The sequence below is a fragment of the Methylobacterium sp. J-090 genome (assembly GCF_022829345.1).
In the GTDB taxonomy this organism is placed as follows: Bacteria; Pseudomonadota; Alphaproteobacteria; order Rhizobiales; family Beijerinckiaceae; genus Methylobacterium.
Genome location: NZ_JAKSXV010000086.1, coordinates 15,212 through 28,333, shown reverse-complemented (window position 1 = coordinate 28,333; position 13,122 = coordinate 15,212). Strand labels below are relative to the sequence as shown.

The 13,122-nt window shown below is 67.9% G+C and carries 12 protein-coding genes; 1 reads left to right on the top strand and 11 read right to left on the bottom strand.

What is annotated here, in order from left to right; genetic code table 11:
• Nucleotides 1–505 (bottom strand): Hint domain-containing protein (locus tag MKK49_RS14620; protein WP_244029620.1); only part of this gene is annotated, 505 nt, incomplete at its 3' end.
• 883 nt (nucleotides 506–1,388) lie between these two features.
• On the opposite strand from MKK49_RS14620, the gene MKK49_RS14610 reads away from it, so the two are divergent.
• Nucleotides 1,389–2,804 (top strand): phosphomannomutase, encoded by a 1,416-nt coding sequence (locus MKK49_RS14610; protein ID WP_244029618.1) that lies wholly within the window; start codon nucleotides 1,389–1,391, stop codon nucleotides 2,802–2,804.
• Between the two features lie 117 nt (nucleotides 2,805–2,921).
• Here MKK49_RS14610 and MKK49_RS14605 read toward each other — a convergent pair whose 3' ends face one another.
• From MKK49_RS14605 to MKK49_RS14560, 10 genes are all read right to left on the bottom strand, one after another.
• Nucleotides 2,922–3,707 carry an NUDIX hydrolase gene (locus MKK49_RS14605; RefSeq protein ID WP_409565078.1) on the bottom strand — a complete coding sequence of 262 codons (786 nt, stop codon included), beginning with the start codon at nucleotides 3,705–3,707 and terminating at the stop codon, nucleotides 2,922–2,924.
• A complete protein-coding gene (locus MKK49_RS14600; RefSeq protein WP_244029614.1) occupies nucleotides 3,655–4,134 on the bottom strand; it encodes a DUF983 domain-containing protein in 480 nt (159 codons plus the stop codon). The genes MKK49_RS14605 and MKK49_RS14600 overlap by 53 nt, the downstream gene beginning before the upstream one ends.
• Before the next feature lie 46 nt (nucleotides 4,135–4,180).
• The gene (gene rnr / locus MKK49_RS14595) at nucleotides 4,181–6,490 is read right to left on the bottom strand and encodes a ribonuclease R (protein WP_244029612.1); all 2,310 of its coding nucleotides are present in this window, start codon (nucleotides 6,488–6,490) and stop codon (nucleotides 4,181–4,183) included.
• Between the two features lie 140 nt (nucleotides 6,491–6,630).
• Nucleotides 6,631–6,957 (bottom strand): hypothetical protein, encoded by a 327-nt coding sequence (locus tag MKK49_RS14590; protein ID WP_244029610.1) that lies wholly within the window; start codon nucleotides 6,955–6,957, stop codon nucleotides 6,631–6,633.
• A gap of 57 nt (nucleotides 6,958–7,014) precedes the next feature.
• On the bottom strand, nucleotides 7,015–7,593 hold the full coding sequence (locus MKK49_RS14585; protein ID WP_244029608.1) for an NADPH-dependent FMN reductase: 579 nt from the start codon (nucleotides 7,591–7,593) through the stop codon (nucleotides 7,015–7,017).
• A gap of 29 nt (nucleotides 7,594–7,622) precedes the next feature.
• Entirely contained in the window at nucleotides 7,623–8,153 is a 531-nt protein-coding gene (locus MKK49_RS14580; RefSeq protein WP_244029606.1) for a lipocalin-like domain-containing protein, read from the bottom strand.
• An 83-nt stretch (nucleotides 8,154–8,236) separates the two neighbouring features.
• On the bottom strand, nucleotides 8,237–9,400 hold the full coding sequence (locus MKK49_RS14575; protein WP_244029604.1) for a PepSY-associated TM helix domain-containing protein: 1,164 nt from the start codon (nucleotides 9,398–9,400) through the stop codon (nucleotides 8,237–8,239).
• A gap of 11 nt (nucleotides 9,401–9,411) precedes the next feature.
• Nucleotides 9,412–11,529, bottom strand: a complete 2,118-nt coding sequence (locus tag MKK49_RS14570; RefSeq protein ID WP_244029602.1) for a TonB-dependent siderophore receptor — start codon at nucleotides 11,527–11,529, stop codon at nucleotides 9,412–9,414.
• A gap of 631 nt (nucleotides 11,530–12,160) precedes the next feature.
• Nucleotides 12,161–12,499 (bottom strand): hypothetical protein, encoded by a 339-nt coding sequence (locus MKK49_RS14565; RefSeq protein ID WP_244029600.1) that lies wholly within the window; start codon nucleotides 12,497–12,499, stop codon nucleotides 12,161–12,163.
• Between the two features lie 115 nt (nucleotides 12,500–12,614).
• Nucleotides 12,615–13,097, bottom strand: a complete 483-nt coding sequence (locus MKK49_RS14560; protein WP_244029598.1) for a hypothetical protein — start codon at nucleotides 13,095–13,097, stop codon at nucleotides 12,615–12,617.
• Between the last annotated feature and the right edge of the window lie 25 nt (nucleotides 13,098–13,122).

The following is a 13,122-nucleotide window of genomic DNA, read 5'->3' as shown; positions in this document are numbered from 1 at the left end:
GGCGGTGGCCGGTCCAGGTGACGGTGCGGCGGCGGCCGGAGGCGGTGATGGCGCTGTCGCCGACCCGCAGGTCCTCGACGGCGACCTCGCCCCGCGCCGTCAGGATCCGCGTGCCCGCCACAAAGCACAACGCAAAGGGAGACTGGTCGAAGGTCGATCGCGGGACTTCATCGAACGCCTTGAATTCTCGGTTCGTGTAGAGGATGTAAGTGAACCCGTCGTTGCTGCGGGGCGAAGGAAACCGGACCACGACGCCATCGTCCCCGAGCTTTCCCCAATAGGTAAGGTCCGTCCTGGATGGGCTGCCACCGGGCTGCGTGACGGTAACGCCCTCGTTCTTCACATCGCCGAGCGAGCTGGTATTGTCGCCGCCCCCATCGCTGGCGGCATCCGAGAACGTGAAGCCCCCTTCCTCGGTGAAGACGCTCCCGACCCTGAATGTACTGCTGGTGTAGGGATTCATTTCGACGAAGTTTTTGAAGACGGGGGACGAAGAGGATGCCATGTCGAAACTCCGTTTATTGTCTTAGAGGACGGTTAGATGTATCAATAAAATATGTAATATGATTTTTTAGTGATTTATAGTATTCATTTATAGACAATAATCACAAGTGTAATATTTTTACTCGAAAAATTCACCTCTCCGTGGCCGGTTTCGCTTCTGTGCAATCCTGCGTCGCCGGAATCGACCGGCGACGGCAGGCCACCAAATCTCGATCCAAGGACCAAATCTCGATCCATGAACGATGAGTCGCTTTATCGGGACGAATGGGTCGCTCTTCGGGCCTCCTGTTGCGATCAGGCGCATCCCACGTATTTGTCGAACGAGATCCGGAAATTCACACGCAGCCGCCCTACTTTTCGCGTTCGCACTGAAGTCCGTGGCCGATGATCCCGGCGGTCATCTCGGCGGCGGCGATTCGAAAGGCCCTCGGGCCATCAGCCAATCGATCCCGGTCGACGACCACGGGCCGGCAGCGCGCACTCCAGTCAGGCGGCACGAAGTCAGGATCGTGAAGCCCATGATCGGAGGTCGGCTCCTCCTGTCCCGCAGTCGGATTCGCCACGTCCGCCTCTCTTGATGCCCGCGCCCGAAACGAAACACTGTGTTCCTGCAGAGCTTGTCGAACGAGACGGCGGGATCCACACAGTGTTTGGTCCCGGTATTTGGTGGAGCGGGTTTGACCTGAAGCGGCTGGGTTCCGCGGACGATGCCTTGCAGATGGCCTCGTAGGGTGTGAGGCCGCGTCACCCGGGCGGGCTGAGGCCGCCGATCACGATCGCTCAGGAATACGGGGCAGCACCCCGAAGGATCGCGTTCCGCTGCGTCGCGCGGGTCGATCGTGTTATCCGCCTCCGGTCGTGGGCGTCTGGTGTCTGGAGATGAGATGGGCGATCTGAAATTCGGCACGAGCGGTCTGCGCGGTCTCGTGACGGACCTCGTCGGCTGGCCGAGCTACGCGTATGCCAGCGCATTCTTCCGGTCCATCGCCACCACGGCCAGCCCCCATCGCACCGTCGTCATCGGCCGTGATCTGCGCGACAGCAGCGCGGGGATCGCGGCGACCGTCGCGAACGCGGCGGCGGCGGCGGGGTTCCGGGCGATCGATTGCGGCGCGCTGCCGACGCCGGCCCTCGCCCTCGAGGCGACCCGGCGTGGAGCGTGTGCCGTCATGGTCACGGGCAGCCATATCCCGCAGGACCGGAACGGTCTGAAATTCTATCGCCCCGACGGCGAGATCACCAAGGCCGACGAGGTCGCCATCCTGGCGGCCCTCGGCCCCGTCACCGAATCGGGCGCGATGGCGCCGGACGTCCCCGCCACACCCGATTCCGCTGCGGTCGAGCGCTATCGCCGACGCTACCACGACGCCTTCCCGTCCGACCTCCTGGCCGGCCTGCGGATCGCGGTCTACCAGCAGAGTTCCGTCGCCCGGGACCTCCTCGCCGACTTGCTCGGCGCCCTCGGTGCCCGGGTCGTGCCCATCGGTCGCTCCGAGACCTTCGTGCCCATCGACACGGAGGCCCACCGCCCCGAGGATGTCGCCTTCATTCGCGACGCCATGGCCTCCGCCGGGCTCGATGCCCTCGTCACGACGGATGGTGACGCCGACCGGCCGCTGGTCGCGGACGCCAGCGGCCGGATCTTGCGCGGGGATGTCCTCGGTCTCATCACCGCGCGGTACCTCGGCGCCGAGGCGGTCGTGGTACCCGTCACGGCGGGCGCCGCCATCGAGCGGGCCGGCGGGTTCCGGCGGGTCGTGCGGACCCGGGTCGGCTCGCCCTACGTCATCGCCGGCATGGAGCAGGCTGCGCGCGACGGCAGCGGCACCGTCGTCGGGTTCGAAGCGAATGGCGGGTTCCTCCTCGGCTCGGACATGACCGTCGCCGGCAAGCTTCTGTCCGCCCTGCCGACCCGCGATGCCATGCTGCCCATCCTGGCGACGCTCGCGGCCGCGCGCGAGGCCGGCCTGACGCTCTGCGCCCTCGTCGCCTCCCTGAACGTGGGAGAGACCGCGAGTGCCCGGTTGCCCGAGATCCCGCCCGAGCAGAGCGGGTCCCTGCTGGAGCGACTCGGCCAGGCGTCCTTTCGCCAGGACTTCCTTCGCCCGGTCGGCACGCCGCAGGCCGTCGACGTGCAGGATGGGATCAGGATCGAACTCGAGGGGGGACGGACGATCCACTTCCGCGCCTCCGGCAACGCGCCCGAGTTGCGCTGCTACGCCGAGGCGACCTCGGCCAGGGAGGCCGAGGATCTCGTGCGCTGGGGCTTGGAGGCCGCGGCGGCGGCCATGGCTGGGTAGGACCGGACGGCGCCAAGGCGGGCCGAGATCCGCCTCGCGCGGATAGGGCGCAACGGCCGTCCGGGAGAGGGAGCCCGGAGTGACCGCTCGATCCGACGCGATCGAGCGGAGTTGGCCTCACAGCACCTCACGCTGCCCCTTGCCCCGGCGCTCGTAGTAGAACGGGATCGGCAGGTAAGGCGCGAGGTTGCCGGCGACCTGGGCCTCGACATCGGTGAGCACGAGGCCGGTGATGCGCGGCAGGTCGAGGCTGCGCGCCTCCGCGAAGGTCACCCAGGCGAGTTCGACGAGTTCGGAATCAGGTGTGACGATGCCGGGTGCCTCGCCCGCAACGGCCTTGCGGTCCACGGCGAAGAAGCGGGTGTCGAACCGGCGCGGCCGGCCCGGCGGGGTGATGGCGCGGGCGACGAGATGCAGGGCTTCGAGGTCGGGCATGATTCCGGCCTCGCGGAACGCCCGCCAGACGCCTTCGGGTGCGGAGTCCGGCGGCCCGTACTCACGGGTGCCGAGCATCAGTCCGGTCTCCTCGTAGGTCTCGCGGATGGCGGCGAGCGCCAGGGCGCGGCCGAGATGGTGCGAGGCGCGCGGCACCTGGGCGGCCAAGGCATCCGTGGCCCGGGCCGAAAGGGCGCCGGCCACGGGCATGTGCCGGTCGCCCGGCTCGATGCGGCCACCGGGAAACACGAACTTGCCCGGCATGAAGGCGAGGCCCGGGTGGCGCCGCCCCATCAGGAGTTTGGGCGTCTTCTTCGAGCGGTCGAGGATGATCAGGGTGGCGGCGTTGCGGGGCCGAAGGGCGGCCTTTCGCACGGAATCGGACTTGGCGTCGGACTTGGCATCGGGCTCGGCGTCAGACTTGGCCGAGGCCTGGCTCGCGAGTGTCGCTGGGGTCACGCTGACGATCCTCCGGCCGCGACACGGTCACGCTCGGCCCCACCGGTAGCGTGGCGAAGCCCCCCATGCCAAGGGCGTATTGCAGCCCGACGACGGCGCCCTTCACCGGCTGGAGCAGGGCGAGCGCCGAGGCGAGGGTGACGACGGGCCAGAAGCTGAGCTGGAACCATAGCGGCACGGTGTAGTTCGTTTCGAGTTCGAGGATGAAGTACCCGACGATGTGGCCGACGATGAAGATCACCACGTAGGGCGGCAGGTCGTCGGCGCGGTGACTGTGCAGGGCGAGGCCGCACGCCTCGCAGTCCGGCCGCACCTTGAGGAAGCGCCCGAAGATCCGGCCCTCGCCGCAATGGGGACAGCGGCCGAGGAAGCCCCGTGCCATGGACTTCACGAGGCCATGGCGTTCGGCCGGGAGGGTCTCGACGCGCGCGGTCATGGCGGTGTCCGTCCTGTTCGTCAGCCTCTGTCCTACAGCACCCGGCTCAGCGGCGCGACCCGCGGTGGCGCGACCCGGCGTTGCGGATGCCGGGGGGACGGCCCGGCGCACCGGCCCTGCGGGCGGTGCGGGGTTTGTCGCCCGGCGACGACCGTTCGGGCCGGGACCGGCCTTCCGAGAGCAGTTCGAACCGAAGCGCCCCGGCCACGGCCGCAGCCTCGACGAGGCGGACCTCGACGCGGTCGCCCAGCCGATGGGTCTCGCCCGAGCGCTCGCCGACGAGGGCGTGCCTGGCCTCGTCGTGCCGGTAGAAGTCGGCGCCGATGGTCGAGATCGGCACGAAGCCGTCCGCCCCGGTCTCGTCGAGCTTGATGAACAGCCCCGAGCGGGTCACCCCCGAGATCTGCCCGGTGAAGGTGGCGCCGACCCGGTCGGCGAGGTGGTGGGCGATGAGCCGGTCGATGGTCTCGCGCTCGGCCGCCATGGCGCGGCGCTCGGCCGCCGAGATCTGCTCGCCGATCTGGTCCAGCATGCCCACGGTGACCTCCGAGGACAGGCCGTCGCGCCCGAGGCGGCAGGCCGCGATCAGGGCGCGGTGGACGATGAGATCGGCGTAGCGCCGGATCGGCGAGGTGAAGTGGGCGTAGCGGCGCAGGTTCAGGCCGAAATGCCCGAGGTTCTGCGCCGCGTAGACCGCCTGGGCCTGGGACCGCAGCACCACCTCGTTGATGAAGATCGCGTGCTCGGTCTCGGCCACGGACCCGAGGATGCGGTTGAACAGGGCGGGCCGGAGTTTGGCTTCCTGGGGGATCTTGATGCCGATGGAGGCGAGCACCTCGCCGAGCGCGCGCATCTTCTCCAGGGCCGGCTCGTCGTGGACCCGGTAGATCAGCGGTTGCTTGGCCTGCTCCAGAGTCTCGGCGGCGGCGACGTTCGCCTGGATCATGAACTCCTCGATGAGCCGGTGCGCATCGAGGCGCGCCGGCACGACGACCCGGTCGACGGCCCCGTCGGCGGTGAGCAGCACCTTGCGCTCGGGCAGATCGAGGGCCAGCGGCCCGCGTTCGTCGCGCGCGGTCTTCAAGGCCTCGTAGGCGGCCCACAGCGGACGCAGCACCGGCTCCAGCAGGGGCGCGGTGGTCTCGTCGGTGAACCCGTCGATGGCGGCCTGCGCCTGGGCGTAGGACAGCTTGGCGCGCGAGCGCATCATCACGCGATGGAAGCTGTGGCGGCGCTTGGTCCCGTCGGCGGTGACGACCATGCGCACGGCGAGCGCCGGGCGGTCCTCGTTCTGTCGCAGGGAGCACAGGTCGTTGGAGATGCGCTCGGGGAGCATCGGCACCACCCGGTCGGGGAAATAGACCGAATTGCCGCGCATGAGCGCCTCGCGGTCGAGGGCCGAGCCGGGCCGGACATAGGCCGCGACATCGGCGATGGCGACGGTGACGACGAATCCGCCCGCATTGGCGGGATCGGGATCGGGCACCGCCATCACGGCGTCGTCGTGGTCCTTGGCGTCGGGCGGATCGATGGTGAGCAAGGGCTCGGCCCGCCAGTCCTCGCGTCCGTCGAGGCCGGCCGGCTCCACCGCATCGGCCTCGGCGAGTGTGCCTGCGGCGAAGACGTGGGGAATGTGGTGGAGGTGGAGCGCGATGAGGCTGACCGCCTTCTCGGAGCCGAGCGATCCGAGGCGCTCCTTGACCCGGCCCTGGGGCAGGCCGAACTGGGTCTCGCGCTGGAGGGTGACGCTGACGAGATCGCCGTCGCTTGCCTCGCCCTCCTCGCCCGCCGGGATCGCGATCTCGCGCCCCTGCGCCCGCTTCTCCACGGGGATGATGCGGCCGCCGTCCTTGCCGGCGCGGTAGACGCCGATGATCTCGGCCTTGTTCTTGCCCACCACCTTGATGACCCGGCCCGAATAGCGCCCGGTCTCGCCCTCGGTCGGCTCGACGCGCAGGAGCACCCGGTCGTTGATGCCGGGCGCGGCGAGTCCCGGCTTGCGGCCCGGGCGCGGGGCCATCACGGCGATCTTCGGCGGCGGACCCTTCGCCTGGTCCCACTCGACGGGGACCGCCAGGAAGTCGCCGTCGCGGTCGCGGGACTTGATGTCGGCCAGCACCACCGCCGGCAGGCGCCCGGCCTCCGTGAGGCCGCCCTTGCCCCGCTCGATGGCGCCGTCCTCCTCGATCTCCTTCAGGATGCGCTTGAGGCCGATGCGATCGGCGCCCTTGATGGCGAAGGCCGCCGCGATCTCGCGCTTGCCGACCTTCTCCGTCGCCGAGGCGATGAAGGCGAGGATCTCTTCGCGGGAGGGGAGGGCGGGGCGTCCGGGATTCGGATTGATGCGCTTGGCCAAAGGCTCGGGCTCGCGGCGCGGGCGAAGGGCCCGACGCTAGAAGGTCTTGGCCGATCCCGGCACGGGATCACGGCCTGTCCCCACAACATGGGCTCGCCCTCGCCCCTGGGCAACGGCATGGAGCGGCCCCTCAACATCCTTCAGCCCGTGGCGGCCGATTTGCGGATGCGCTCCACCGCCGCGTCGATGTCGAGACCGGGGTCGGTGATCTCCGCGAGGGTGAACGGGCACAAGGCCGGCAAACCGAACTCGACTTGACCTTCCGCCGCGCGAAATTCCGGCGCCTCGGCGTCGCCCACCGCCAGGGTCCACATGCCGTCGATCTTGAGATGCGCGACGGTGGACGGGTCGGCGGCGATCCGGCCGTGGTCTTGCCGCGCCTCCTCGCGCCACAGGAGGCTGGCGCGGTCGTCTCCCATGAGGGCCGCCTTCACGAGGCTGGCAAGGAGGTGTCTGACGTCGTTCATGGGGCTGTCCGTTGGAGCGCGGTGGCATTTGCCCCGGGCAAGGCTCGGGCCAGCCCCTCAGTACGGCGTGCCGCCCGCGCGCTTGGCCTGCAGCGCCTCGGCGTACCAGACCAGCTCGTCGAGAAAGCGCTTGGCGGCCTTGGTCAGCCACTCCTCCTGCGCGTTCCCTTCGGCATCGAGGGCCTTGCCGATGCGCGGGATCGGCAGGAGCGACGGGATGCTCGACGCGCCGAGTTCGGCCATCATCGCCCGCAGCTGCATCGCCGCGCGCACGCCGCCATACTGCCCGGCCGAGTAGCAGCAGATGGCGGACGGGCGCCAGGAATACTCCTCGAGGAAATGGTCGAGGGTGTTCGACAGGGCCGGCGGGACCGAATGGTTGTACTCGGCCGAGACCACCACGAAGGCGTCCGACCGGCGATAGAGCGTCGCGAGATCCTCCAGGGCCGGGGGCGCCTCGCCGCTCGGGTACTCCTTGTACATCTTGTCCAGCAGCGGCAGCTGCAGGGCGGCCGGATCGACCAGGGGCGCGTTGATGCCGCGCGCCTCCAGCTGTGCCACCAGGAACCGCGCGGCGCGCGAGCCCTGGCGTTCGGTGCGGACGGAGCCGAGGATCACGGGTATCACGAGGGACATGGCAGGCTCCGGTGGAGGGATCGGTCAGGTCAGCCGTCGGTGGCGCGCTCGAAGGTGACGATGCTGCGGGTCTCGCCCTGCTTGGCCCAGTTCGGCATGATCCGCCACGGGGTGAGAACCTCGAGCCGCTTGCCGTCGAGCTTGAACGTGCGGGTCTGGTCCGTGCCGATCCAATCGGGATTCCAGGCGGTGTCGATCCGGGTGGTCCACTGGTCGCCGCTGGTGGTGAACTTGCCGGTGTAGGACACGGTGGTGTCGAGGAGACGGGCCTTGCCCTCGGCGTCCTTGGCGGGTTTGCGGCCCTCGCCAGTCAGGTTGAAGAACACCCGGCCCTCGGGCGTGAAGTAGGCGTAGCCGGTGGGGTGGGCGCCCATCACCGGGTCCTTCTCGCCGCTGGACCGGATCTCGACCTCGTAGGAGACGAGCTTCCACAGGCCGGTGATGCGGGAATCGCCCTCCGCGTGGGCGCCGGTCGCGATCAGGCTCGCGACGGCGCCAAGGAGAAGGGTGCGGCCGCGTGGACGGGGCGAGGGACCGTGATGGGATCGGTTGAGGGGCATGGGCATCTCCCTGGCGGCGGGCGTCTCCCGGCCCGCTCTCCCCCTAATCTGGACACCGAAAGCCCCGCGGCCAACCCTCTTCGTCAGGCCTTCAAGCCCTGCACCGCATCAATCCCGGGCGCGGGGGCCTTCGCGCGCCTGCGGGCGCTGCGGCGGCGTAAGGTGTAGAGGACGAGGCCGCTCGCCGCCAGAAGCGGCATCAGCAGGGAGGCCGCGAAGAACACGAACGCCACGAACCCGCCGAAGAAGCGACCGCGATGGACCTCCAGCATGTTGTCGGCCATGCGCTGGCCGAGCGACTTGTCGGCGTAGCGGCTCACCGAAATCTGCGCGCCCGTGGCGGGGTCGAAGGTCATCTCGTTGCGCGCCTTCGGGTGGTCGGCGTCGTGGGCGAGGTAGCGGATGCGGATCGCGGTGGCGTCAGGCCCCGGCAGGGTGACGATGGCGAGTTGCGCGCCGTGGCCGTCCCCGGCCTGGAACGCCGCCCAGGCCTTGTCGAGGGCGAGCGGCTCCGCCGGGCCGGTCCGGCCGAGCACCCGGCCGGGTCTCTGGCGCGGGGCCTCGCCCGTGAGCATCCAGGTCGCGGCGTTCCTGTACGACTCATAGGACCACCACAGGCCCGAGAGCGCGATGACCGCGTAGGCCGGCAGCAGCCACGTCCCGGCGATGGTGTGCAGCGACCACCAGCGCGCGCGGCCCGGGCGCTTGAGGCTGGGCTTCAGCCAGATCCGCCAGGAATGAATCTGGGGCCAGCGCAGATAGAGGCCCGTCGCGAGAAACACCAGGAGGGCGACCGTGCTGGCGCCGGTGATGCTGCGGCCCCAGCCCTTGCCGTCGCCCGGCACGAGGAGCCAGCGATGCAGGGTGCGGACCGTCGCGAAGGCCGTCTCCAGCCGGGCCGGCCCGAGCGCGCGGCCGTCATAGGGGTCGAGATAGACCGAAGCGGGCCGCGCGCCGGTCCTGGCGTCGTAGACGAAGCGGGCGCGCGGACTCCGCCCCGGGTCGCCCGAGACGGTGAGGGCGTTCACCTTCAGGCCGGGCCGCTGCGCCTCCAGCCGCGCCACCAGGGCCTCGGGAGCGAGGCGGGCCGCGTCCCGCACGGCGACGAAGGCCCGGTCGCGATCCGCCCAGTCGCCGATGGCCTCCTCGTAGCTCATCAGCGCGCCCGTCACGCCGAGGACGACGAGGACGAGCCCGGCGGTGAGGCCCAGAGCCCAGTGCAGGCGGAACAGGATCGTGCGGGTCATGGCGCTCCGCCCTACCAGAACAGGCGCGCCGAGACGATGGCCTGGAACGGCTCGCCCAGCGCCACGCCGAGATTCGTGCCGATGGACGAGGTGTAGACCGTCTCGTTGGTGAGGTTGCGCAGGTTGAGCTGCACCGTCGCCGGCCGCCCGGCCACCTGGGTGTCGTAGGCGATGAAGGCGTCGGCCACCGCGTAGTCCGGCAACCGGAAGGTGTTCGCCGCACTCCCCGGCCGCGAGCCGACGTAGCGCCCGCCGAGACCCGCGCGCAGGCGGCCGTCGCCGAGCGGCCCGAAATCGTGGGTGAGGAAGACGGAGGCCGTGTGGGGCGCGACGTTGAGCAGCTCGTTGCCCTTCAGCGTCGGGTCCTCGGTCACCACCGCGTCGGTGTAGGCGTAGGTGGCGATGACGCTCCAGTCCGGGGCGATCTGGCCGGCGACGTCGAGCTCGAAGCCGCGCGAGTTCACCTTGCCGGCGGTGCGGCTGTAGCTGATGGCGTTGATCACCTCCGTGTAGAGGACGTTCGCCTTGGTGATGTCGTAGAGCGCTGCCGTGGCGGTGATCCCCTCGAAGAGTTCGGCCTTCAGGCCGACCTCGTAGGCCTCGCCTTCTTCCGGCGGCAGGGCGCCGATGAAGCTCGCGATGGACGAGTTCGGCCGGAAGGTCTGGCTGTAGGACGCGTAGGCCGAGAGGCTCGGCGTCAGCAGGTAGACGAGGCCGACGCGGGGCACGACGCGGCCGCCCGACACATCGGTGTTGGTGTTGAACGGGCGGCCCTTGCCGGCCATCTGCGAGAAATCCTGGTAGCGCAGGCCGCCGACGACGATGAGCTGGTCGGTGAGCGAGATCGAATCCTGGGCGTAGACCGAGGCCGTCTCGATGCGCTCGCGCTGGTCGCTGTCCACGGCCGAGACGGCGAAGCTCTGCGGCAGGCGGCCATAGACGGGGTTGAAGATGTTGAAGGTCGTGCTGTTGGGGCCGCGGATCAGGCGCGTGCGCAGCACGTCCGAGTAGTCGTAGGACGCGCCGATCAGGAGGTCGTGCTCGACGCCGAGGAAGTTCTCCTTGCCGGTGAGGTCGAGGCGGCCGGAATGGACCGAAAAATTCGAGTCCTGCGTCGCGTCGGCCCGGCGCACCAGGGCGTTGGTCGCCGGATTGTAGGACACCACCCGGGCCTGGTTGTCCTGATAGAAGTTGTGGCTGAAGGCGTAGTTGAAGTTCGCCTTCCAGGTGGCGTCGAAACTGTGCTCGACGTTGAGGCTGGCGACGTGGTTCTCGCCTGCGGTGATGTTGTAGCGCTCGTCGAAGCGGCGGTCGCGTGGCACGTTCACGGGCTTGCCGTTACGCAGGTCGAAGATCGTGCCGCGGTCGAACGGGAACTTGTAGTGCGACCACTCGTAGGCCAGCGTCACCCGCGTGGCGTCGCCCTGCCACGTCACCGACGGGGCGACGACCTGCTGGTTCTGAGTGCCGAAGTTGCGCCAGTACTCGGCGTTGCGATGCTGCGCGATGAAGCGATAGGCGAGGTTGGTGCCCTCGATGGGGCCGGTGAGGTCCGCCTCGACGCCGCCGCCGTTGAAGCTGGTGCCGAACGCCTCGATGTAGCCCGCCTGGACGAAGCGCGGCGTCTTGGTGACGATGTTGATGAGGCCGCCGGGGTCGAGGATGCCGTAGAGGGCCGAGGCCGGACCTTTCAGGACCTCGACGCGCTGCGTGGTGGGCATGAACGAGCGCGGCAGGGCGGTCCGCAGGCCATCGCGAAGGATCGAGCCGTCGCGGTTGTCGCCGAAGCCCCGGCGGATGAAGGCGTCCTGGGTGCCGCCGAGCGTGTTGGTCTGGGTGATGCCCGAGACGTTGTAGAGCGCCTCGTCGAGGGTGCGCACGCCCTGGTCCTGCAACGCCTGCTCGGTGACCACGGCCACCGCCTGCGGAATCTTGAGGATCGGCGTCTCGGAACCCATGGCGATGGAGGAGCGCACCGGCTGGTAGCCCCGCGACACCGCCTTGCCGTCGCCCGACACGGACAGTTCGTCCAGCGCGATAACGGGGTCGCTGGCTTGTTGGGCCTGCGCCGCACCCGATAACAGGCTGACGGTCGCCAGAACACCGGCGTGGAAAGACGTCTTCGACATGGAGAGGGCCCGACTCGGACGACAGCGCGACGTGACCGAGCGAACGCCCCTTGTCTGCTGTATGTCTCCGCCTACCTAAAGCATCTGTCTATTGTCAATCGATGCGCGATCGCCGTCCGGACTTGAACAATATTGAATTAGAGTATTTATAAAGTAGGAATGGTGCTTCTGCAACTTGCGATCGTCCCTCTTTGCATTATCGTGTGCATGGATCGCACGGTGGCGTGAGGCAGCGTCACGCCACCGGACCAAAACCCTACTTTATTGCCTGTTGGTCAGGGTGCGTTGCCGCCTTGCTGCACGGCTTCGGCAACGAACTCCGAAGTCTCTGAGGTGCCCGCGTGCCCGCAGCCCAAGTGCACAGGGCCGGTGACCGATTCCTCAACGCTGCTTCGAGGCCGGGACACGGCGGGCGTGGTTCTTCGTAGAGACCGAAAACGCGAAACGCCGGAGCCCCTTTCGAGGCCCCGGCGTCGTAGAAATTCGAAATGAAGGCAGGCGCACCCGCAGAGCCCGCGCCATGGCAGGGCTCGGATCAATCCTGTCGAGGATGAAGGACTTGTCGATCGACATGGAGTTTGCACGCGCGGCCGGCTCGGATCGGCCTCGCGCAATGCGAACGAAACGGCTTTCACAGCCGTTCGCGGGCGCCGGTCAGAAATGCACGCATGTCCTGCGCTGTTGGAAAGTAGATGTCGGCATCGGTTTCCGTCCACAGCCGTTCCAACGTCTCGTCGGACGCCTCGCGGAGTGCTTGGTCGATGAACTGCCGTAGCCGGACACGCTCTTCGCCGCGGAAGTTTTCGAGAACGAAGTCGTACATCCCATCGAGCGTCGGCGCGATGCGATCGATGTCCTGTATGAACCAGCGGCCAAACTTGAGGAATTCCGGGGACGCCTGCACGTCAATCTCCGTCGTTGCGTGGGTAAGCGGTATGGACCCGATATCCGCGGGGGCTGCGCGGGTCATGCCGAATTAAAACCCCGACACCGTAAGTGGTACGCATCTATCGATCCAGTCGACCTGCGGTGTAGGCCTCTCGCCCGGTTTTAGATCCAAATCGAGATGTAATAAAAGCTTCCGGTTATTTTCCAGTTGCCACATCGTCAACCTCAAACGCATTTCGCTCTATCGTGCGATTGACAAAATCTTTTGCGATCTCTGAATATTGAAATGAGCCATCTCGACGAAAACCATATGTTACAACCGGAAATGTTTTCTTGCTTGAATGGATACGAAAAATAATTTGTTCGTCTGTCCTGCCGACATGATCGCGCAGTGTATGTCCGCCGCGCGCCTCTTCTTCGGAAAGCAAGACCGTGTATCGACGGTTGACTTCATCCGAGACGTGAACGAGCCGCCCCTCGTTACCGGAATCATAGCCATCACCCGCGTCACCGTCCGTCCATTGCCCGCCGTTCGGATTTCCGGCCGGTACGCGAGGTTGTTCGGCATGATACGCACGGAGAGACAGACGCAACCGCTGAAAGGCGACCTGAACGCGGCACGCCGTGATCAGACATTTCGCCTGCGGGAGGAGCGTCGCGTTCGACAGCGTCAGACACACCCCTCCAAATCAGATAGTATTCCTA